Source organism: Arthrobacter sp. FW306-06-A (assembly GCF_021870055.1).
Classification (GTDB): domain Bacteria; phylum Actinomycetota; class Actinomycetes; order Actinomycetales; family Micrococcaceae; genus Arthrobacter.
Window position 1 is genome coordinate 1,000,200 of record NZ_CP084552.1, and the last position, 19,871, is coordinate 1,020,070.

Consider the following 19,871-nt stretch of genomic DNA (forward strand, 5'->3'; position numbering starts at 1 on the left):
ATGACAACTCAGCACGCATTCCCCGCAGAACGCACCGCAGTCCTCACCGGCGCCGCATCCGCCCGCGGCATTGGCCGTGCAACCGCCGACCGCCTGGCCAGCGAGGGCTGGTCCATCGCCATCCTCGACATCAACGCCGAAGACGCCCAGGCCGCCGCCGCGGAAATCGGTGCCAACCGGGCCGTCAAGGCCATCGGCGTGGGCGCGGACGTCTCGGACGAAGCATCGGTGGACCGCGCCATCACCGAGATTGAGCAGGCGCTTCCGCCGATCGTTGGACTGGTCAACCTCGCCGGCATCAGCTCACCCACTCCGTTCATGGAAACCACGGTGGCGGAATGGGACAAGGTCTTCGCCATCAACATGCGCGGCACCTTCGTGGTGTCGCAGCGGGTGCTCAAAGGCATGATCGAGCGGGAACTGGGCAGGATCGTCAGCATCTCCTCGATTTCCGCCCAGCGCGGCGGCGGCACCTACTCCAAGGTGGCGTACAGCGCCTCCAAGGCCGGCATCCTCGGGTTCACCCGCGCACTGGCCCGTGAAATGGGCGAGCACAACATCACCGTGAACGCCATCGCGCCGGGTCCGATCGACACCGACATCATGGGCGGCACGCTGACCGACGAGCGCAAGGCCCAGATGTCCGAGGGAATCATGATGGGCCGTGTGGGAACACGCGAGGAAGTGGCCGCACTTATCGCGTTCCTGCTTGGCGAGGACGCCGGCTACATCACGGCCGCCACCTACGACATCAACGGCGGCCTGCAGGTTTCCTGACACCACGCTTCTGTCCAGCATGGTGCCGTGCGGCAACCGTCCGCACGGCACCATGGCGGGTCCGGCAGCGCCCTTCACACTCGCGCTACCGCGCGTTCTGCGGCTATAGGATTTCTACATGGCAACCAAGAACCAGGCCTCCGGCGGCGTCAGCAGGCAGGTCCTCGCCGACCACGTTTATGAGGCGCTTCTCGTTGCCCTGATGGACGGGCGGCTGGAGGCTGGCACTCCCGTCAGCATTGACGGGATGGCCAGGGAACTGGACGTTTCCCCGACGCCGGTCCGTGAAGCCCTGGCCCGCCTGGAAGCTACGGGAATGGTCCGGAGGATGGCCCTGCGCGGTTACCGCGTGGCGCCGCTGTTCTCCCCCGAAGAGCTGGCTGACCTGATGGACGCCCGGCTGGTCATCGAGCCGGCGAACGCCTTCATGGCCTGCAAGCACGGGGATCCGCAACTGACCAAGCAGCTGGAACAGGCCATCGAGGACCTGAAGGCAGCCCCGCGGGGACCGTCCTTCAACGAGTTCCGGGCCTACTGGGAAGCCGACGAACGTTTCCACCGCCTGATAGCCGAGTTCGCTGACAACCAGTTCCTGCTGTCCGCCTATAACGCATTGGGTGGTCAGGTGCAGCGTTTCCGCTTCTTCGGGGGCCTGGGCGTGACCGACGCCGATTACGCAATTGCGGAGCACACCGAGATCCTCAAAGCCTTTGTGGCCGGTGACGCGGAACTTGCGCGGCAGAAAATGATCGAACACATCGAGGGCGTCAAACAGCGCTCACAGCATGACAGTGAAGTGCGCAGCTAGCAGTATCCAGCCGCTGCGCTGCCCCCTTTTCCCTAAACCTGCGCTTGAGCAGGCATAACAAAGCGCCCCTTGACAGGGCGGACAAGTAACGTAGATCCTATAGGAAATGCGATTCTAAATCTGGAGTGAACAATGCCGTACACCGCCGAAAACTGGCCCATCGCCGCAGCCCTGCTGCAGTTCCCGGGCACCAAGCCCGATGGAAGCTCCGTCCAGGACGCGCCCGCCAGCGACTGGCAGAAGGTCTTCGAGGAAGTCGCTGACGCAGGCTTCACCAACGCCGACCTCACCGATAGCTGGGTACGCCCCGGTGACCTGTCCAGCGCCCGCCTCGATGAGCTGAAGTCCGCCGCCACCGCAGCCGGCCTGGGACTGCCTTCCATTTCCGCCATCCGCCGCAGCGTGATCGAAGAGGCCAACTGGGAAGACAACCTGGCCTACACCCACCGCACCCTGGAGGCCGCAGCGCAGCTCGGCTGCGAGGTGGTCTCGATCGGGCTGCACCAGGCCATCACCCCTGAACAGCAGAAGCAGCTGTGGTTCTGGACGGTTGAAGGCCACAAGGACCCCGTGGGGGACAAGGAAACGTGGAACAACGCCGTTACCCGCATCCGCGAAGTCGGCAAGCACGCCGCAGAACTCGGCCTCCTGGTATCGCTGGAGATGTACGAGGACACCTACCTGGGAACGGCCGATTCCTCCGTGCAGTTGGTTCAGGACATCGACCTGCCCAATGTTGGCCTGAACCCGGACCTCGGCAACCTGATCCGCCTTCACCGTCCCATCGAGGACTGGCGTGAAGTGGTGCACAAGACCCTGCCGTACTCCAACTACTGGCACGTCAAGAATTACATCCGCGATGAGGACCGGGCCCGGGACCAGTACGTGGCCATGCCTGCCCCCATGGAATCCGGCCTCATCAGCTACCGCGAGGCCTTCCAGTTCGCCATCTCCGTCGGCTTCCAGGGCATCATTTGCACCGAACACTACGGTGGCGACGGCCTGAGCGTCACCGCGGCCAACCAGGACTACCTGCGCCGCCAGGTCCTGCCCAAGCGCGAGGGCTACAAGCTGGGCACCAGCCTGGTGGCCCAGGGCCGCCAGACCCCGGCGGCAGTTCCTGCCCGCTAGGCCTGCAGGCATCCCAACCGAGACGACCGGTTCAACGAGGAATCATGACAAAGATATTTGACGATCCAGCGCAGTTCGCAGACGAGGCCCTCGACGGTTTCGTCGCCGCCAACCGCCAGTACGTGGCCCGCGTTGACGGCGGCGTGGTCCGCTCCACCGAATCACCCGATGGCCAGGTGGCACTGGTCATCGGCGGCGGATCGGGCCACTACCCGGCCTTCGCCGGTCTGGTGGGCGCCGGGCTCGCTGCCGGGAGTGCCTGCGGCAACATGTTCGCTTCCCCCTCAGCGGGGCAGGTGTACCGCGTTGCCAAGGCATCCCAGACTGGTGGCGGCGTCCTGCTCAGCTACGGCAACTACGCCGGCGATGTGCTCCACTTCGGGCAGGCGCAGGACAAGCTGAACGCCGAGGGCATCGAAACCCGGACCGTCCTGGTCACCGATGATATCGCCAGCGCTCCGCTGGAAGAGATCGGCAAGCGCCGAGGCATCGCCGGCGACCTCACGGTCTTCAAGGTGGCCGGGGCGGCAGCGGAGGCCGGCCTGGACCTGGACGAGGTGGAGCGGCTCGCCATCAAGGCCAACCACCACACCCGTTCGCTGGGAGTTGCCTTTGCTGGCTGTACCCTCCCCGGCGCAGGTGAGCCCCTGTTCACGGTGCCGGAGGGCATGATGTCCGTGGGGCTCGGTATCCACGGCGAACCCGGGATCTCCGAGCAGCCCCTGCCCAGCGCCAGCGAGCTTGCGCAGCTGCTGGTGGACGGGCTGCTGAAGGACAAGCCGGAAACCGCGGGCCGCCGTGTGGTGCCCATCCTCAACGGCCTGGGCACGGTGAAGTACGACGAACTGTTCCTGCTGTTCGGCAAGATCGAGGCACTGCTCACCGAGGCCGGGCTGGAGATCGTGGAGCCCGAATGCGGTGAACTGGTGACCAGCCTGGACATGTCCGGCCTGTCCCTGACGCTGTTCTGGCTGGACGGGGAACTGGAAAAGTTCTGGTCCGCGCCGGCTGACACCCCCGCCTTCCGCAAGGGCAACCTGGCTCCCCGGCGTGCACGGTCCGTGGAGTCCCTTGAGGAGGCCGGAACCGAGCCGACGCTGGCTGCCACCCCCGCGTCAACTGCCCTGGCCGCCACGGCACTGGACGCGCTGAAGGAAGCCCAGGCCGTCGTCGTCGAACACGAAGAGGCGTTGGGCAAGCTGGACGCCATCGCCGGGGACGGTGACCACGGCATTGGCATGCGCCGCGGTGTTGATGCCGCCGTTGCCGCGGCCGAAAAGTCCCACGCTGCCGGCGCAGGGCTCGAGGAACTCCTCGCGGCGGCGGGGGAGCAGTGGGCAGAACGCGCGGGAGGCACCTCCGGGGCCCTCTGGGGCGCCGCCGTCACCGCCGTCGGAAAGACCCTTGGCAGCAAGGACTCCTACACTGCCGCCGACGCAGCGGCGGCCGTCAACGCCCTCCGCGACGCCATCATCACCCTGGGCAAGGCGGAAGCGGGGGACAAGACCATGGTGGACGCGCTGCTTCCGTTCGCCGAAACGTTCAGCAAGGCAATTGACGACGGCGGCAGCCTGGCTGCCAGCCTTCGCACAGCAGCGGAGGCGGCGGCAAAGGCCGCTGACGCAACTGCAGAGCTCAGCCCGAAAAAGGGCCGGGCCCGGCCGCTGGCGGAAAAGAGCCTGGGCCACCCGGACCCAGGAGCCGTGTCCTTCGGACTCATCGCCCGCAGGGTGGCCGACTACGCCGCCACCATCGAAAGCTCCTAAGGAGAACATCATGACCGAGAACACCCAGCCAGGCTGGCGCATCGTCGTCGGCAACGACGAAGCCGGCGTGGAATACAAGAACGCCCTGCGCGAACTGCTGGAGGCGGACCCCCGCGTTGCCTCGGTAGAGGATGTGGGAGTGGCATCCAACGATGCCACCGCGTACCCCCACCTGGCCGTCGCCGCCGCCCGCAAGGTGGCCGCCGGCGAAGCGGACCGCGCCCTCCTGATCTGCGGCACCGGCCTGGGCGTCGCTATTTCTGCCAACAAAGTACCGGGCATCCGCGCGGTCACCGCCCACGACAGCTACTCGGTGGAACGCTCCGTACTGTCCAACAACGCCCAGGTTCTGACCATGGGCCAGCGCGTCATCGGCTTGGAGCTCGCCAAGAAACTTGTGGGCGAGTGGCTGGACTACCGCTTCGACGAAAACTCCGCATCCGCGGCAAAAGTAGACGCCATCTCCTCCTACGAGGACGCGTCGGAAGGACTTGAGGACAAATGAGCACCCGTAACATCGCCGTCGTTGGCTCAGGCTACATGGGCGGCGGTATCGCCCAGGTCCTGGCACTCGCAGGAGCCCGCGTCGCGCTGGCCGACGTCTCCGCCGAGATCGCCCAGAGCAACTACGAGCGGCTGCTGAAGGAATCCGACGAGTTCGTCGCCGCAGGCCTCTTCCCGGCCAACGCCACGGACCTGCTCAAGGAAAACCTCTGGGCCGCCAAGGACATCGAGGAAGCAGTGGCCGGCGCTGAGTACATCGAGGAGGCCGTGCCCGAAGTCCTCGAAATCAAGCACGCCACCCTGAGCCGGATCAGCGCCGCAGCGCGCCCCGACGCGATCATCGGTTCCAACACCTCCACCATCTCCATCGCCAAACTGGCCGAGGTAGTGGAAAACCCGGAGCGGTTCCTGGGCGTCCACTTCTCCAACCCGGCACCGTTCATCCCCGGCGTGGAAGTCATCCCGCACGAAGGAACCTCCGAGGCCACCGTCCAGGCCGCGCGCACCATCGTGGGGGAGACCGGCAAGGAAACCGCCACCGTCAAGGACGTCACCGGCTTCGTGCTGAACCGGCTCCAGTACGCCCTCTTCCACGAGGCCGCGCAGGTGGTGGAGGAAGGCATCGCCAGCGCGGAGGACGTGGACACCCTGGTTCGTACCACCTTCGGTTTCCGGCTGCCCTTCTTCGGCCCCTTCGCCATCGCCGACATGGCAGGGCTGGATGTCTACGCCTTCTGCTACAAGTCGCTGCAGACCGGCTTCCCGGAGCGGTTCGCCACCCCGAAGATCCTGCAGGAAAAGGTCGACGCCGGCCAGCTCGGCACCAAGACCGGCTCCGGCTTCCTTGACGTCCCCGCAGACCGCACCGCAGCCCTGGTTGCCTACCGGAACAAGGCGTACGTCGCCATGCAGAAGCTCATCGAGGAACTGGGCCCGGCCCCGCTGTCCTGAGTTTTGCGGACTAGCGCTTTCCGGGACCAAAACCACCCCCTTTAGAAGGAACACTTCATGACAGCATTTCCCGCAGACCGCACGGTGATCGTCACCGGCGCCGTCTCCGAGCGCGGCATCGGCCGTGCCACCGCCGACTACCTGGCCGAGCGCGGCTGGAACATCGGCGTGATCGACCTCGATGACGCGGCCTGCAAAGCGGTGGCCAAGGAACTGGCGGAAAAGCACGGCGTCAAAGCCCATGGCGCCGGCGCAAACATTGCCGACGAAGCATCGGTCCGGGCCGCGATCGACGAGATCGAAGCGGAACTGCCGCAGCTGGTGGCGCTGGCCAACATCGCAGGCGTCAGCTCCCCGGTGCCCTACCTCGAACTCGACGGCGCCGAGTGGGACCGCGTCATCAACATCAACCTGAACGGTGTCCACTACGCCACCCGCCGGGCCGCCGAGTCGATGGTCAAGAACCGGCTGGGACGGATTGTCAACATCTCCTCGGTCTCCGCCCAGCGCGGCGGCGGAACCTTCAGCAAGACCCCGTACTCGGTGGCGAAGGCCGGCGTCATCGGCCTGACCCGTGCCACCGCCCGGGAACTGGGGGAGTACGACATCACGGTCAACGCCATTTCACCGGGCCCGATTGACACCGACATCATGGGCGGCACTCTCAGTGAGGAACGCAAGGATGAGTTGGTCAAGGACCTGGTGGTGAACCGGGTGGGCAGCCCCCGCGACGTGGCGGCAGCCATCTCCTTCCTGATCGGCGAAGACTCAGGCTACATCTCCGGCCAGACACTGAACGTCGACGGCGGACTCTACATGCACTAACGGCGCGCCTTCCCGGCCAAATTGAAAGGCCGGGCGCCACCCACTAAGCCAGCGGGCCGCCGGCCCCCTGGTACCACCAACATCACCACTCGAAGGAGAGTGTTGTGTCCGAAACCACCGCAACATCCAAGGAGCTTCTGGCCCGTCCGGTCCTGAAGTCCGCGATCTTCAAGGCGGCCCGCCGGCTCATGCCGATGCTGGTCATCCTGTACGTCGTTTCGTTCCTGGACCGCACCAACGTCGGCTTTGCCGAGGCGGCGCTGGGAGCTGACAAGGGAGTGTCCGCCGCGGCCTTCGCCCTGGGCGCCGGCATCTTCTTCATTGGCTATGCGATCTTCGAGATTCCCAGCAACCTGCTGCTCAAGAGGGTCGGCGCCAAGATCTGGCTGGCCCGCATCGCCATCACCTGGGGCATCGTCTCGGCCTGCTTCGCCTTTGTACAGGGCGAGACGTCCTTCGTGATCCTGCGTTTCCTCCTGGGCGTGACCGAAGCCGGGCTGTTCCCCGGCGTGATCATGTACCTTGCCGAATGGTTCCCCAACAAGGTGCGCGTCCAGATGTTCGCCATCTTCTACCTGGCCCAGCCGTTCTCGCAGATGATCGGCAACCCGCTGTCGGGCTGGCTGATCAACATCGGTGATCAGGTGCCCGGCCTGCGCGGCTGGCAGGTCATGTTCTTCGTTGAAGGCATGCTGGCCGTCCTGGCAGGCATCGCAGCCTTCTTCTTCCTGATCAATGGTCCGGAAAAGGCGAAGTTCCTCAGCAGCGATGAGAAGTACGCGCTGAAGGAAGTCATGGCCCTTGAGGACAACATCAAGGATGAGCACGGTCCGCGCGGCATCCTCGCTGCCATGCGCAACGGCCGCGTCTGGTACTTCACCGTGATCTACTTCTGCCTGCAGGTCGCCGTGTATGGCGTGACGTTCTTCCTGCCCCAGCAGGTGTCTTCCCTCACCGGGCAGAAGGTGGGGCTCGCCGTCGGCCTGTTGATTGCCGTTCCGTGGTTCTTCGGCATCTTCTCCTGCTACTTCATCGGCAAGGCCGCGGATACCGTAGCCAAGCGCCGGAAGTTCGGCACCATCCTTTTCATCTCCACCGGCCTGTGCATCTTCGGGTCGGCCTGGGCGGGGACCAACCACCAGCCGGTGCTGGGCATGATCTTCATAACCCTGGCTGTCTGCAGCTTCCTGGCCGTGGGTCCCGTGGTCTGGTCCTATCCCACCGCGTTCCTCGCGGGTTCAGCTGCTGCCGCCGGCATCGGCCTGATCAACTCCCTGGGCAACCTGGGCGGCTTCGTGGCGCCGATCCTCCGGACTGCCGTCAACGAGGCGACCCAATCGCCCACCGGCTCCATGGGCGTCTATGCCCTGGGTGTCCTGCCATTCGTCGCGGCGGCGATGATGTTCGCCACCCGGCGCTTCAAGAACAAGGCCGACGACCTGCTCGACTGAGCGGGCCCACCATCCACGCAAGGAATCCATGAGCACCTCCGGCAGCAACGCAGGCAGCGGCACCCTCTACATCGGTGTCAGCACCAAAATGTACCTGGGCTACCAGGCAAGCCTGCGCTGGCTGTCGGAGGTGCGCTCCATTGTGGACGAGAGACCAGGACTGGCTGGGAATCAGCCCGTCCGGGTCTTCGTCATCCCGTCCTTTCCGGTCCTGGAACCCGCAGGCCGGGTCCTGGCCGGCTCGCCCGTGCTGCTTGGGGCGCAGAACTGCGCCTGGGGGGACGGGCCGTTGACCGGGGAAGTCAGCCCGGGGATGCTCGCCGAACTCGGCGTCTCGCTCGTGGAAATTGGCCACGCGGAACGCCGCAAACTCTTTGCCGAGGATGACGCCGTGGTGGCACGCAAGGTGCGTGCCGCCGTCGGCCATTCCCTCACCCCGCTGCTCTGCATCGGTGAGCCGGACAGGCTCGACGCCGGGGCTGCCGCCGCCTTTTGCGTGGCGCAGGTCCGCTCCGCCACCGCGGGAGATGCCGCGCTGCTCAGCCGACTGGTCCTGGCCTACGAGCCGGTGTGGGCCATCGGCGCGCAGGAACCTGCCCCGCCACAGCACGTCAACTCAGTCCTGGCCCAGATCCGTGCTGAGCTGGGCGCAGACTGCCCCCTCATTTACGGCGGCAGCGCCGGCCCCGGGCTGCTGCCCCAACTGCCGGCCGCGGATGGACTCTTCCTGGGCCGGTTCGCCCACGACGCCGCCAACCTGGGCCGCGTCCTGGACGAAGCCATCGCCCTTGCCAAGACCCGCAACTAAGGCCGCGGCTCAGACCCGGGCCCCCGCCAGTAATTCCTCAAGCCGCTCATAGCCCTCGCTGAGGCCGCCTTCCATGCCCGATTGGGCCATGCCGTCGCGCGCCTCCTGGCTGGGGTACACCGAGTGCCCCCGCAACCGCGTGCGTCCGTTGCCCAGGTCCTCGAAGGTCATGAACTCCAGGCTCACCACGTCCGGGTACCCGCCGAACTCGAAGGTCTGCAGGGCAAACTCGTTTTCGCGGACCGTGTGGAAGATGCCGCGGAACTCGTAGGGCACCCCGTCAGGGCCGGTGTGGATGTATCGGTAACTCCCGCCGGTGCGGAAATCGTAATGGTCGATCTCCATTTTCATGCCCCGCGGGCCCAGCCACTGGACAATCAGGTCCGGCTCTTTGTGCGCGCGGAACACATCCGCCACCGGGAAATCGAACTCGCGCTCGTAATCGATGAAGGGGACGCCCTCAGGAACGCTGAGTTTCAGGGAATTGCTCATCATGACTCCTTGGAGGATTGGCCGCCGCTTGCCGCAGCGTGTTCTTTCAGCACCGCGTCGAGGTTGCGGAACTGCCCTTCGCGGACCAACCGGTACTGGTCAATCCACGCGGTAAGCGCCTCAAGCCGCGCGGGGTTCAGGTGCACGGGCCGGCGCTGGGCATCCCTGCTTCGGGTCACCAGCTGCGCCTGCTCGAGTACCTGGATGTGCTTCGAGACTGCCTGTTTGGAAATCTCGAACGGTTCCGCCAGTTCGTTGACGGTGGCGGGACCCCTGCTCAGCCGGGCAATGATGCTGCGCCGGACGGGATCGGCCAGGGCCAGGAAAGCCGTGTCCAAAGCCACGTCGTCGGAGATCATGTCGAGCCTTTCGAGTAATCAACCTCATTGTTTATCAACCTATCGGTTGATTAATGATACGTCCGCTGCAGTAGCCGCGCAAGAGTCGAGGGGAAAGCCTGGCGAGCCTGCCGCGTAAGTATGTCAGTACAAACTTTTGACAGGACATTAGATCTGGGGCAAAGTAATGGCTGTGGCCCACACCACGCCGGCAAGCCCGGAAGTCCCGCCCGCAAGGGGCCGACGTTCCACACCAGAAAGGTCAACGATTCCCGTGACCCACGAGCTTCTTACGATCGGGCGCATCAGCGTTGATATCTACCCGAACGACATCGGGGTTGGCCTGGAGGATGTCAATTCCTTCGGCAAGTACCTGGGCGGTTCACCGTCGAACGTCGCTGTTGCCGCCGCCCGCCACGGCCGCCGGACCGGTGTGATCACCCGGACCGGGGATGACCCGTTCGGTGAATACCTGCACCGCGAGCTGCGCAAGTTCAACGTCGACGACACCTTTGTCACACCCGTCAAGGACTGGCCCACGGCCGTGACGTTCTGCGCGATCAAACCGGCAACGGACGAGTTCCCGCTGTACTTCTACGGCCGGTTCCCCACGGCTCCGGACCTGCAGATCAGGGCCGAGGAGCTGGACCTTGATGCCATCCGCCAGGCGGGGATTTTCTGGTCCACAGTCACGGGTCTGTGCCAGGAGCCCAGCCGCAGCGCGCACCTTGCCGCCCATGAGGCCCGTCCCCGTACCGGCCTGGCCGAGGGGCAGTTCACTATCCTGGACCTGGACTACCGGCCGATGTTCTGGGCCTCGGAGGAAGAGGCCCGTGCCGAGGTGGCTAAGGTCCTGCCGCACGTGACTGTTGCCATCGGCAATGACAAGGAATGCGCCGTGGCCGTGGGTGAGGGAACCCCTGATGAGCAGGCGGACCGTTTGCTGGCCGCCGGCGTGGAGATCGCCGTCGTCAAGCTCGGCCCCGAAGGCGTGATGGCCAAGACCCGCACCGAACGTGCGGTCTCCGCCCCCGTCCCGGTGGAGACGCTGAACGGCCTGGGTGCCGGCGACTCCTTCGGCGGCGCCTTTGTCCACGGGCTGCTGTCCGGCTGGCCGCTGGCCCAGGTCCTGGACTACGCAAATGCCGCTGGGGCGATCGTTGCCTCGCGGTTGTCCTGCGCTGATGCGATGCCGACGCCGGAGGAAGTCACCTCGCTGCTGGCCGAACGCGGCCGCGATGTCCCTGCTACTGCTCCGGGCACTGTTACCCAGCTTGCCACCGAAGGAGCAGCACTGTGACGCTCACGCCCCTAACCCCTGACAGTGCCCTGAACGACGATCCGCGCCGCTACGAGCACCTAAGCACCATCCGCCTGGAAGATCCGGATGCTGTGGCCCGGGCTGCCAAGTCCCGCCGCCGCCACCCCGGCCTCAAGGCCGGTCGGCAGAACTTCATCGTTGCCGCAGACCACCCTGCCCGCGGCGCCCTGGCGGTCGGCAACGACCCGGTGGCCATGGCTGACCGCCGCCAGTTGCTGGACCGTTTGCAGATGGCGCTGGCCAACCCCGCCGTCGATGGTGTCCTGGCCTCCCCGGACATTATGGATGACCTGCTGCTCCTGGGTACCCTGGACGGCAAGCTGGTGTTCGGTTCGATGAACCGCGGTGGCCTGGCCGGGCTGGTCAACGAGTTCGATGACCGGTTCACCGGGCACACCGCCGCCGCCCTTGAGGCCCTGGGCGCGGACGGCGGGAAGATGCTCACCCGCATCTGCCTGGGCGACCCCGACACCGTGGTGACCCTGGAGGCGACCGCCAAGGCCATCGATTCCCTGGCCGAGCGGAAGCTGATTGCCATGGTGGAACCGTTCCTGTCCGTCCGGGAGAACGGCCGGGTTCGCAACGACCTGTCGACCAATGCGGTGATCAAGTCCATCGCGATCGCAGAGGGCCTGGGTTCCACCAGCGCGTATACCTGGATGAAGCTTCCGGTGGTGGCTGAGATGGAACGCGTCATGGCCGCCACCACCATGCCCACCGTCCTGCTGGGTGGAGACCCGGACGGGTCCCAAGACGAGGTCTTTGCGTCCTGGCAGGCAGCCCTTGCCCTGCCCGGCGTGCAGGGCCTCACGGTTGGCCGGACCCTGCTCTACCCCGCCGACGGGGACGTCGCGGGCGCCGTCGCCACGGCCGCTTCCCTCCTTCACCACACCGCAGAAGCATCGGAGTAACTCCCATGGGATCCACAGCAGGAACGCGCAGGATGACCGTTGCGCAAGCCGTCGTCGAATACCTTTCCAAGCAGTACACCGTTGACTCGGTGGGCGGTGTTGAGTTCCGTGAGCGTCTCATTCCTGGGACGTTCGGGATTTTCGGGCACGGCAACGTGGCCGGAGTGGGCCAGGCGCTGAAGCAGTACCAGCAGCTGGATCCGGCCATCATGCCGTACTACCAGGGCCGGAACGAGCAGGCCCAGGTCCACCAGGCCGTGGGGTATGCCCGGCACACCCGCCGCCGCCAGACCTACGCGATCAGCACCTCCATCGGCCCGGGCTCCTCCAACCTGCTGACCGGCGCCGCGCTGGCCACCACCAACCGCCTGCCGGTGCTGCTGCTGCCCAGTGACACCTTTGCCACCCGCGCCGCGGACCCGGTGCTGCAGCAGCTCGAACAGCCCTACGCTTACGACCTGACGGTCAATGACGCGTTCCGGCCGCTGTCCAAGTTCTTCGACCGCGTCAACCGGCCGGAGCAGTTGTTCTCCGCGTTCCACCACGGCCTGCGTGTCCTCACCGACCCGGCCGAGACGGGAGCGGTGACGATTTCGTTGCCGCAGGACGTCCAGGCCGAGGCCTTCGATGTTCCCGAGGAGTTCCTGGCCGAGCGGGAGTGGCGGATCCGCCGCCCCGACGCCGAGGACGACGACATCGCCCGCGCCGCCGCGGCGATACGGGCCGCCAAGCGCCCGCTGATCATTGCCGGCGGCGGTGTCCTCTACGCCTACGCAAACGATGAGCTCGCGAAGTTCGTGGAGCTGACCGGCATCCCGGTGGGCAACACGCAGGCCGGCGTCGGCGTGCTGCCCTGGGACCACAAGTACTCCCTGGGCGCCATCGGGTCCACGGGCACGACGGCGGCGAACGCCATCGCCGCCGGGGCGGACCTGATCATCGGCATCGGCACCCGCTACGAGGACTTCACCACGGCGTCCCGGACCGCCTTCCAGAACCCGGACGTGAAGTTCGTGAACATCAACGTCGCCCCCATCGACGCCTACAAGCACGGCACCACGCTTCCGATCGTCGCCGATGCCCGCAAGGCACTGGTCAAGCTCAACGCAGCCCTTGGCGGGTACCGGGTGGGCGCAGACCTTGAGCAGAAGATCGAGGCCGAGAAGAAGCGCTGGAACGCCACCGTGGACGAGGCCTTCGACACCCGCTACACCCCGCTGCCGGCGCAGAACGAAATCATCGGCGCTACCAACCGGGCCATGGACGCCCGCGACGTGGTGGTCTCCGCCGCCGGTTCCCTGCCCGGTGACCTGCACAAGATGTGGCGGGTCCGGGACCCGTTCGGTTACCACGTTGAGTACGCCTATTCCTGCATGGGCTATGAGATCCCCGGCGGCCTGGGCGTCAAGCGCGCCGTGATCGCCGAAGCGGCAAGTACGACGGCGGCCGGAGGGTCAGGGGATCAGGTGCGGGACGTCGTCGTCATGGTGGGGGACGGCTCCTACCTGATGATGCATACCGAACTGGTTACCGCCGTCGCAGAACGCATCAAGCTGATCGTGGTCCTGATCCAGAACCACGGCTTCGCCTCCATCGGCTCGCTCTCCGAATCCATCGGCTCGCAGCGGTTCGGAACCAAGTACCGGGCCTTGAACGAAGAGGCGCACAGCTTTGATGAGGGCGAGACCCTGCCCGTGGACCTGGCCCTGAACGCCCAGTCCCTGGGCGTGAAGGTCATCCGGATCGAACCCGGCGAGAAGGTCATCGCAGAACTCGAACAGGCCGTCCGCGACGCCAAGGCCGCCCCGGAAGGCTCGGGCCCCATCCTGATCCACGTCGAATCAGATCCGCTGCTGGACGCGCCGTCCTCCGAGTCCTGGTGGGACGTCCCCGTCTCCCAGGTGGCCGAACTGGAATCCACCAAGCAGGCCTTCCAGGCCTACACCGACCACAAGTCACGCCAGCGCAAACTGCTCGGCTAACCGCACTTTTCACTACTCAAGGAAGAGTCCCATGACTGCCACCACCACCCAGGCCACCGTCATCAACCACTTTCTCAACGGCGCCGAAACCGCCGGCGAAGGCGACCGCACCACGCCCGTGTACAACCCGGCCACCGGTGCCGTATCCGCCACCCTGCGCCTGGCCAACCGCGCCGACCTGGACACCGCCGTCGCCGCCGCCCGCAAGGCCGCCGACACCTGGGGCGACATCGCCCTGGCCAAGCGCACCGCGGTACTGTTCAAATTCCGTGAACTCGTCGCCGCGCACGTGGACGAACTCGCCCAGCTCGTGACCGCCGAGCACGGCAAGGTCCTCTCCGACGCCAAGGGCGAGATCGGCCGAGGCCTGGAAGTCGTCGAGTTCGCCTGCGGCATCCCCACCCTGCTCAAGGGTGACTACTCGGACCAGGTCTCCACCGGCATCGACGTCTTCTCCTTCCGCGAGCCCCTCGGCGTCGTCGCCGGCATCACGCCGTTCAACTTTCCCGTCATGGTGCCGTTGTGGATGGCCCCGATGGCCATCGCCACCGGCAACGCGTTCATCCTCAAACCCTCCGAGCGTGACCCCTCGGCCTCGTTGCTGCTGGCCAAGCTCTGGAAGGAAGCCGGGTTGCCGGACGGTGTGTTCCAAGTCCTGCACGGCGACAAGGAAACCGTCGACGGGCTGCTGACCCACCCCGACGTGGACGGCATCAGCTTCGTCGGCTCCACCCCGATCGCCCAGTACGTCCACGAGACCGCCACCAGGCACGGCAAGCGCGTCCAGGCCCTGGGCGGGGCGAAAAACCACGCCATCATCCTGCCCGACGCCGACCTCGACAACGCCGCCGACCACCTCGCCGCCGCCGCGTTCGGCTCCGCCGGCGAACGCTGCATGGCCATCTCCGTCGCCGTGGCCGTTGGCGACGCCGCCGACGCCCTGGTCGCGAAAGTCCAGGAACGCGCCGAAGCTGTCAAGGTCAACAACGGCACCGAGCCCGATGCCGAAATGGGCCCGGTCATCACCCCGGCCTCCAAGGAACGCATCGTCAGGATCGTCACCGAAGCCGAAACCGCCGGCGCCGCCATGGTCGTGGACGGCCGCGACCTCGTGGTCCCGGGCCACGAGAACGGCTTCTGGGTCGGCCCCACCGTGATCGACCACGTCAAGACCGAAATGACCGCCTACAAGGAGGAAATCTTCGGACCCGTCCTCGTCGTGGTCCGCGTCGATACCCTCGAAGACGGCATCGAGCTCATCAACGCCAACCCTTACGGCAACGGCACCGCCATCTTCACCTCCTCCGGCGCCGCCGCCCGCAAGTTCCAGCGCTCCGTCACCGTGGGCATGATCGGCATCAACGTGCCCCTCCCGGTTCCGGTGGCCTACCACTCCTTCGGTGGCTGGAAGGCCTCCCTCTTCGGCGACAAGCACATCTACGGCCCCGAAGGCGTGAGCTTCTATACCCGCGGCAAGGTGGTCACCTCCCGCTGGCCCGAAACCCACCACGCCTCCGGCGCCTCCTACAACTTCCCCTCCAACTAATCCCCAGAAGAAAGACAACGCTGTCATGACTGAGAACAAGCTGATCATCGGCACGGCACCGGACTCCTGGGGTGTTTGGTTCGCGGACGACCCAAAGCAGACCCCGTGGGAACGCTTCCTGGATGAAGTAGCCGAGTCCGGCTACAAGTGGATCGAACTGGGCCCCTACGGCTACCTTCCCACGGACCCAGCCCGCCTCGCCGAGGATCTTAAGCAGCGCGACCTGCAGATCTCCGCCGGCACCGTGTTCACGGCCTTTCACCGGGGCCTGGACCAGTGGGAAAAGGCCTGGGAGCCGGCCCGCAAGGTGGCCGAACTGACCGCGGCCATGGGCGGCGAGCACATGGTTGTCATTCCGGCCATGTGGCGCGACGACGTCACCGGCGAAGCGGTGGAGAGCGGGACCCTGACCGACAAAGCCTGGAGTGACCTGTTCGCCGGGCACAACCGCCTGGGCAAGACCCTGCTGGAGGACTTCGGCCTGAAGCAGCAGTTCCACTCCCACGCCGACTCCCACGTTGGCGCGCAGGAGGACATCGAAACGCTGCTGGGCGCCACGGACCCCCAGTACCTCAACCTCTGCCTGGACACCGGACACGCCGAATACTGCGGCGCCTCCAGCCTGGACCTGATCAAGAACTACCCGGACCGCATCGGCTACCTGCACCTGAAGCAGATCAACCCGGAGATCCTCAGACGAGTCAACGAGCAAAATATGACGTGGGCCGCCGCGAACCTGGCCGGCGTCATGACCGAGCCGCCCAACGGCCTGCCGGACCTGCGCGCGGTCATCGAAGCTGTGGAAGCACTGAACCGGCCCATTTTCGGCATCGTGGAGCAGGATATGTACCCCGTGGCCTTCGACGTTCCCATGCCCATCGCCAAGCGCACCCGCAACTACCTGCTGTCCTGCGGCTCCCGCACGACCGTCAGCTGACGGACCAGCACTGACAGCCAGCACGGCACCGTCCCAGAACCCAAAGGACCAGAACAATGACTGAAACCCTCCGCGTTGCCGTCATCGGCGCAGGCCGTATGGGCGCAGACCACATCCAACGCCTCAACCAGCGCATCCACGGAGCCGAAGTTGCCGCCGTCGTCGACGTCGACCTCGCCCGCGCCCAGGCCGCCGTCGAAGGCATCCCGGGCGCAGTGGCCCTGGCGGACGCCGAAGAGGCCCTCGACAATGGCGACGTCAATGCCGTCCTGATTGCCACCCCCGGCTTCCTGCACCAGGACATCCTGTTGAAGGCAATAGCCAGGGACATCCCGATCCTGTGCGAAAAGCCCCTCACGCCCGACGCCGAATCCTCCTGGAAGATTGTCGAAGCCGAGGTGGCACTGGGGCACAAGCGCATCCAGGTGGGCTTCATGCGCCGTTTCGACGCCGAATACGCCACGTTAGGCTCGATCATCCGCAACCATGAACTGGGCGAGTTGCTGATGTTGCACCACCAGCACCGCAACCCCAACACGCCCCCGGGCTTTACCAACGAGATGCTCATTAACGACTCCGTGGTCCATGAGTTTGACGCGATCCGGTACTTCACCGGCGAGGAAATCATCAGCGTCCAGGTCCGGCTGGGCAAGGCCACCCGCAATGCCCCGAACGGCCAGCACGATCCCCAGCACGTGCTGATCGAAACCGAGTCGGGTGTCCTGGCCGACGTCGAAATCTACGTCAACGCCAAGTTTGGCTACGAGGTGGCCACGCAGGCCTCCTTTGAGGACGGCATCGTGAGCATCGGCGGCGACAAGGGCCCGTACACCCGCAGCGCCGGCCGTTGGGGCGGCAACGTCACCCCGGGCTTCGAGGAACGTTTCGGCCCGGCGTACGACGTCGAAATCCAGGCATGGGTGGACGCGGCAGTCAAGGGCGACATCGGCGGCCCCTCCGCCTGGGACGGGTACGCCACCGCTGCGTGCTGCGAAGCAGGCGTCGAAGCGCAGAAGAACGGCGAAAAGGTCACCGTAAAGCTGAACCCCAAGCCCGACCTCTACAAGTAGGCCGCTATAAGTAGGCTGCGGGAAAGGGGGAGGAGTTGGCCATCCTCTGACACCCGGTCCCCGGCGACGTGGATGTGATTCCAGACGCGTTCCCTGGGAACTGGAACGAGATCGCCGTCCCGGGCGGGCAGAATACTGGGATGGTGTCCAGCGTCTGTGCCGAAAACGAGAATAGAGCCAAGGTCCTCCGCTACCAGCCGGAGGCCGGAAAATGGTGCGTCCAATGAGGACGCCCGTGACCTCGCTTCACGGTGGGACGGCAGGAAGGGAGCCGGGGAACCACAAGTGGGCACTGCGGACTGCCACCGTCACCGCCACCCTGGGCGGCCTGCTCTTCGGCTACGACACCGGCGTGATCAACGGGGCGCTGCCTTATATGCAGGAGGACCTGGGCCTGACACCACTGACCGAGGGCCTGGTCACCTCGTCCCTGTTGTTTGGTGCCGCCTTCGGCGCCCTGTTCGGCGGCCGCCTGGCGGACCGTCACGGTCGCCGTCGGATGCTCATGGTGCTGGCTCTCATCTTCCTCGCGGGCACTATGGGCTGCACCTTTGCACCCAGCACGGAAGTGATGATCGCCGCCCGGTTCATCCTGGGGCTCGCCGTGGGCGGGGCATCGGTGACTGTTCCGGTGTACCTGGCCGAGGTATCGCCCAGCAACCGGCGCGGACGCATTGTCACCCAAAACGAACTCATGATCGTTACGGGGCAGTTGCTGGCATTTATCTTCAACGCCTACCTCGGCAACTCGTTCGGTGAGTCCCACGGCGTCTGGCGCTGGATGCTGGTCATCGCCACCCTCCCGGCCGTCGCGCTGTGGATCGGGATGAATTACATGCCCGAAAGCCCCCGTTGGCTGGCTTCCATGGGCAGCTTCGAGGCGACGCTCAGCGTCCTGAAGCGCATCCGGTCACAGGCAGAGGCGCGGAGGGAGTTCGAGGAAGTCAAGGCCATGGCCGTGGAGGACTACAAGTCCAAGATGGGGTCCTGGAAGGACCTTGGCATCCCGTGGCTTCGCCGGATTTTCTTCGTGGGCCTTGGCCTGGCGGTGATCCAGCAGATCACCGGCGTGAACTCGATCATGTACTACGGGACCCAGATCCTCTCCCAGTCCGGTTTTGGCCGTGAAGCGGCGCTGACGGCCAACATCGCCAACGGTGTCATCTCAGTGGTTGCCACGTTCGTGGGAATTTGGCTGCTGGGCAAGGTGGGCCGGCGCAGGATGCTGATTACGGGCCAGGTGGGAACCACCACGGCGCTGCTGCTGATTGGCCTCTTCTCCCTGATCCTGCCGGAAGGCACAGCCCGCGGCTTCGTCATCCTGGCGCTCACCGTCACGTTCCTGGCGTTCCAGCAGGGCGCCATCTCACCGGTGACCTGGCTGATGCTCTCGGAAATATTCCCGCTGAAGATCCGTGGCCTGGGCGTGGGGGCGTCGGCCTTCCTGTTGTGGATCGTGAACTTCCTGATCGGGTTCGGCTTCCCGCAGCTGCTGGCGGCGATCGGCATCTCCAACACGTTCTTCGTGTTCGCAGTCCTCGGCGTCGCCGCCATTGCCTTCGCCGCGAAGTACGTTCCCGAGACCAAGGACAAGAGCCTCGAGGACTTGGAGCACTACTTCAAGAACGTGGCGCGCAGCAAGGCCCCAACCACCGAAGCCCAGCTCTCCTAACCCAAACGGGCACACCTGTTCCACGCCGCAACGGCCCCGCACCGCCCCCCCGAGGGAATCCCCAGGGGCGTTTCGGCGCGTGCGGCGGGCCCTAGGTGCTGGCGTGCAACCGGGGCAGGGCATCCACCAGCGGCGCCAGTTCCGGGATGGCCATGGCCTCATCGAGGGCACGTTCCAGGGTGGCGTCGTGCACCGGCCGCGCTTCCGCGAGCAAACTGCTCCCGCTGGAAGTCAACTCGGTGTAGATCCCGCGCCGGTCGTCGTCGCACAAAATCCTGGTGAGCAGGCCGCGGTCCTCCAGCCGGTTGACCAGTCGGGTGGTGGCGCTGGGGCTTAATGCCGTGGCACGGGCCAGTTGCTGCATGCGCATGTGCCATCCATCCTGCCGGCTGAGGGCATCCAGCACCGTGTACTCCACCACTGAGAGTTTCGACTCTGCCTGCAGCGAGCGCTCCAGTTCGGTTTCAATCAGCCCGTGCAGGGCTGCAAGGGTTCGCCAGCCCTGGGCGCGGACCTCGACGGCGTCGTCCTTGATGCCCATGCTTTTACTCCTTACAAGAGGGTCGGCAACCCGACCACTA

Annotated in this window: 19 protein-coding genes; 16 read left to right on the top strand and 3 right to left on the bottom strand. The window is 65.7% G+C overall.

Features of this window, described 5'->3' with window-relative positions:
* The 9 genes from LFT49_RS04790 to LFT49_RS04830 all read left to right on the top strand — a co-directional run bounded on the left by LFT49_RS04790 (position 1) and on the right by LFT49_RS04830 (position 9,021).
* Entirely contained in the window at positions 1-777 is a 777-nt protein-coding gene (locus tag LFT49_RS04790; protein ID WP_236801203.1) for an SDR family NAD(P)-dependent oxidoreductase, read from the top strand.
* Between the two features lie 118 nt (positions 778-895).
* Positions 896-1,585, top strand: a complete 690-nt coding sequence (locus LFT49_RS04795) for a GntR family transcriptional regulator (protein ID WP_236821340.1) — start codon at positions 896-898, stop codon at positions 1,583-1,585.
* Positions 1,586-1,717: 132 nt separating this feature from the next.
* Entirely contained in the window at positions 1,718-2,716 is a 999-nt protein-coding gene (locus LFT49_RS04800; protein WP_237429898.1) for a sugar phosphate isomerase/epimerase family protein, read from the top strand.
* A 44-nt stretch (positions 2,717-2,760) separates the two neighbouring features.
* Positions 2,761-4,482 (top strand): dihydroxyacetone kinase subunit DhaL, encoded by a 1,722-nt coding sequence (dhaL, locus tag LFT49_RS04805; RefSeq protein ID WP_236801207.1) that lies wholly within the window; start codon positions 2,761-2,763, stop codon positions 4,480-4,482.
* Positions 4,483-4,492: 10 nt separating this feature from the next.
* The gene (locus tag LFT49_RS04810; protein ID WP_236801208.1) at positions 4,493-4,987 is read left to right on the top strand and encodes a ribose-5-phosphate isomerase; all 495 of its coding nucleotides are present in this window, start codon (positions 4,493-4,495) and stop codon (positions 4,985-4,987) included.
* Complete coding sequence (locus LFT49_RS04815; RefSeq protein WP_236801209.1) at positions 4,984-5,937, top strand: 3-hydroxyacyl-CoA dehydrogenase family protein; 954 nt, start codon at positions 4,984-4,986, stop codon at positions 5,935-5,937. Before LFT49_RS04810 ends, LFT49_RS04815 begins: the two co-directional genes overlap by 4 nt.
* 57 nt (positions 5,938-5,994) lie before the next feature.
* On the top strand, positions 5,995-6,762 hold the full coding sequence (locus tag LFT49_RS04820) for an SDR family NAD(P)-dependent oxidoreductase (protein ID WP_237429899.1): 768 nt from the start codon (positions 5,995-5,997) through the stop codon (positions 6,760-6,762).
* Positions 6,763-6,866: 104 nt separating this feature from the next.
* The gene (locus tag LFT49_RS04825) at positions 6,867-8,213 is read left to right on the top strand and encodes an MFS transporter (protein WP_236801211.1); all 1,347 of its coding nucleotides are present in this window, start codon (positions 6,867-6,869) and stop codon (positions 8,211-8,213) included.
* Positions 8,214-8,241: 28 nt separating this feature from the next.
* A complete protein-coding gene (locus tag LFT49_RS04830; RefSeq protein WP_237429900.1) occupies positions 8,242-9,021 on the top strand; it encodes a triose-phosphate isomerase family protein in 780 nt (259 codons plus the stop codon).
* A gap of 9 nt (positions 9,022-9,030) precedes the next feature.
* On the opposite strand, the gene LFT49_RS04835 is transcribed toward LFT49_RS04830, so the two are convergent.
* Both LFT49_RS04835 and LFT49_RS04840 read right to left on the bottom strand, forming a co-directional pair.
* Positions 9,031-9,513 carry an SRPBCC family protein gene (locus LFT49_RS04835; protein ID WP_236821344.1) on the bottom strand — a complete coding sequence of 161 codons (483 nt, stop codon included), beginning with the start codon at positions 9,511-9,513 and terminating at the stop codon, positions 9,031-9,033.
* The gene (locus tag LFT49_RS04840; RefSeq protein ID WP_237429901.1) at positions 9,513-9,872 is read right to left on the bottom strand and encodes an ArsR/SmtB family transcription factor; all 360 of its coding nucleotides are present in this window, start codon (positions 9,870-9,872) and stop codon (positions 9,513-9,515) included. Before LFT49_RS04840 ends, LFT49_RS04835 begins: the two co-directional genes overlap by 1 nt.
* A 253-nt stretch (positions 9,873-10,125) precedes the next feature.
* Here LFT49_RS04840 and iolC point away from each other — a divergent pair, with 253 nt between their 5' ends.
* From iolC to LFT49_RS04875, 7 genes are all read left to right on the top strand, one after another.
* Complete coding sequence (iolC, locus tag LFT49_RS04845; RefSeq protein ID WP_236801214.1) at positions 10,126-11,151, top strand: 5-dehydro-2-deoxygluconokinase; 1,026 nt, start codon at positions 10,126-10,128, stop codon at positions 11,149-11,151.
* Positions 11,148-12,083: a Cgl0159 family (beta/alpha)8-fold protein gene (locus tag LFT49_RS04850; RefSeq protein ID WP_237429902.1), complete on the top strand. Its 936-nt coding sequence runs from the start codon at positions 11,148-11,150 to the stop codon at positions 12,081-12,083. The genes iolC and LFT49_RS04850 overlap by 4 nt, the downstream gene beginning before the upstream one ends.
* 32 nt (positions 12,084-12,115) lie before the next feature.
* Entirely contained in the window at positions 12,116-14,065 is a 1,950-nt protein-coding gene (iolD, locus tag LFT49_RS04855) for a 3D-(3,5/4)-trihydroxycyclohexane-1,2-dione acylhydrolase (decyclizing) (RefSeq protein ID WP_237429903.1), read from the top strand.
* A 31-nt stretch (positions 14,066-14,096) separates the two neighbouring features.
* Positions 14,097-15,611: a CoA-acylating methylmalonate-semialdehyde dehydrogenase gene (locus tag LFT49_RS04860; RefSeq protein WP_237429904.1), complete on the top strand. Its 1,515-nt coding sequence runs from the start codon at positions 14,097-14,099 to the stop codon at positions 15,609-15,611.
* Positions 15,612-15,636: 25 nt separating this feature from the next.
* Positions 15,637-16,548 carry a sugar phosphate isomerase/epimerase family protein gene (locus LFT49_RS04865; RefSeq protein ID WP_237429905.1) on the top strand — a complete coding sequence of 304 codons (912 nt, stop codon included), beginning with the start codon at positions 15,637-15,639 and terminating at the stop codon, positions 16,546-16,548.
* 56 nt (positions 16,549-16,604) lie between these two features.
* The gene (locus LFT49_RS04870; RefSeq protein ID WP_237429906.1) at positions 16,605-17,618 is read left to right on the top strand and encodes a Gfo/Idh/MocA family protein; all 1,014 of its coding nucleotides are present in this window, start codon (positions 16,605-16,607) and stop codon (positions 17,616-17,618) included.
* Between the two features lie 235 nt (positions 17,619-17,853).
* Complete coding sequence (locus LFT49_RS04875; RefSeq protein ID WP_373462188.1) at positions 17,854-19,290, top strand: sugar porter family MFS transporter; 1,437 nt, start codon at positions 17,854-17,856, stop codon at positions 19,288-19,290.
* Between the two features lie 91 nt (positions 19,291-19,381).
* Here LFT49_RS04875 and LFT49_RS04880 read toward each other — a convergent pair whose 3' ends face one another.
* The gene (locus LFT49_RS04880; protein ID WP_236801223.1) at positions 19,382-19,831 is read right to left on the bottom strand and encodes a MarR family winged helix-turn-helix transcriptional regulator; all 450 of its coding nucleotides are present in this window, start codon (positions 19,829-19,831) and stop codon (positions 19,382-19,384) included.
* Between the last annotated feature and the right edge of the window lie 40 nt (positions 19,832-19,871).

Excerpts from the sequence above, each read along its gene's own strand:
- LFT49_RS04790 (WP_236801203.1), top strand. The coding sequence starts at position 1 with ATGACAACTCAGCACGCATTCCCCGCAGAACGCACCGCAGTCCTCACC.
- LFT49_RS04795 (WP_236821340.1), top strand. The coding sequence starts at position 896 with ATGGCAACCAAGAACCAGGCCTCCGGCGGCGTCAGCAGGCAGGTCCTC.
- LFT49_RS04800 (WP_237429898.1), top strand. The coding sequence starts at position 1,718 with ATGCCGTACACCGCCGAAAACTGGCCCATCGCCGCAGCCCTGCTGCAG.
- dhaL (WP_236801207.1), top strand. The coding sequence starts at position 2,761 with ATGACAAAGATATTTGACGATCCAGCGCAGTTCGCAGACGAGGCCCTC.
- LFT49_RS04810 (WP_236801208.1), top strand. The coding sequence starts at position 4,493 with ATGACCGAGAACACCCAGCCAGGCTGGCGCATCGTCGTCGGCAACGAC.
- LFT49_RS04815 (WP_236801209.1), top strand. The coding sequence starts at position 4,984 with ATGAGCACCCGTAACATCGCCGTCGTTGGCTCAGGCTACATGGGCGGC.
- LFT49_RS04820 (WP_237429899.1), top strand. The coding sequence starts at position 5,995 with ATGACAGCATTTCCCGCAGACCGCACGGTGATCGTCACCGGCGCCGTC.
- LFT49_RS04830 (WP_237429900.1), top strand. The coding sequence starts at position 8,242 with ATGAGCACCTCCGGCAGCAACGCAGGCAGCGGCACCCTCTACATCGGT.
- LFT49_RS04835 (WP_236821344.1), bottom strand. The coding sequence starts at position 9,513 with ATGAGCAATTCCCTGAAACTCAGCGTTCCTGAGGGCGTCCCCTTCATC.
- LFT49_RS04840 (WP_237429901.1), bottom strand. The coding sequence starts at position 9,872 with ATGATCTCCGACGACGTGGCTTTGGACACGGCTTTCCTGGCCCTGGCC.
- iolD (WP_237429903.1), top strand. The coding sequence starts at position 12,116 with ATGACCGTTGCGCAAGCCGTCGTCGAATACCTTTCCAAGCAGTACACC.
- LFT49_RS04860 (WP_237429904.1), top strand. The coding sequence starts at position 14,097 with ATGACTGCCACCACCACCCAGGCCACCGTCATCAACCACTTTCTCAAC.
- LFT49_RS04865 (WP_237429905.1), top strand. The coding sequence starts at position 15,637 with ATGACTGAGAACAAGCTGATCATCGGCACGGCACCGGACTCCTGGGGT.
- LFT49_RS04870 (WP_237429906.1), top strand. The coding sequence starts at position 16,605 with ATGACTGAAACCCTCCGCGTTGCCGTCATCGGCGCAGGCCGTATGGGC.
- LFT49_RS04880 (WP_236801223.1), bottom strand. The coding sequence starts at position 19,831 with ATGGGCATCAAGGACGACGCCGTCGAGGTCCGCGCCCAGGGCTGGCGA.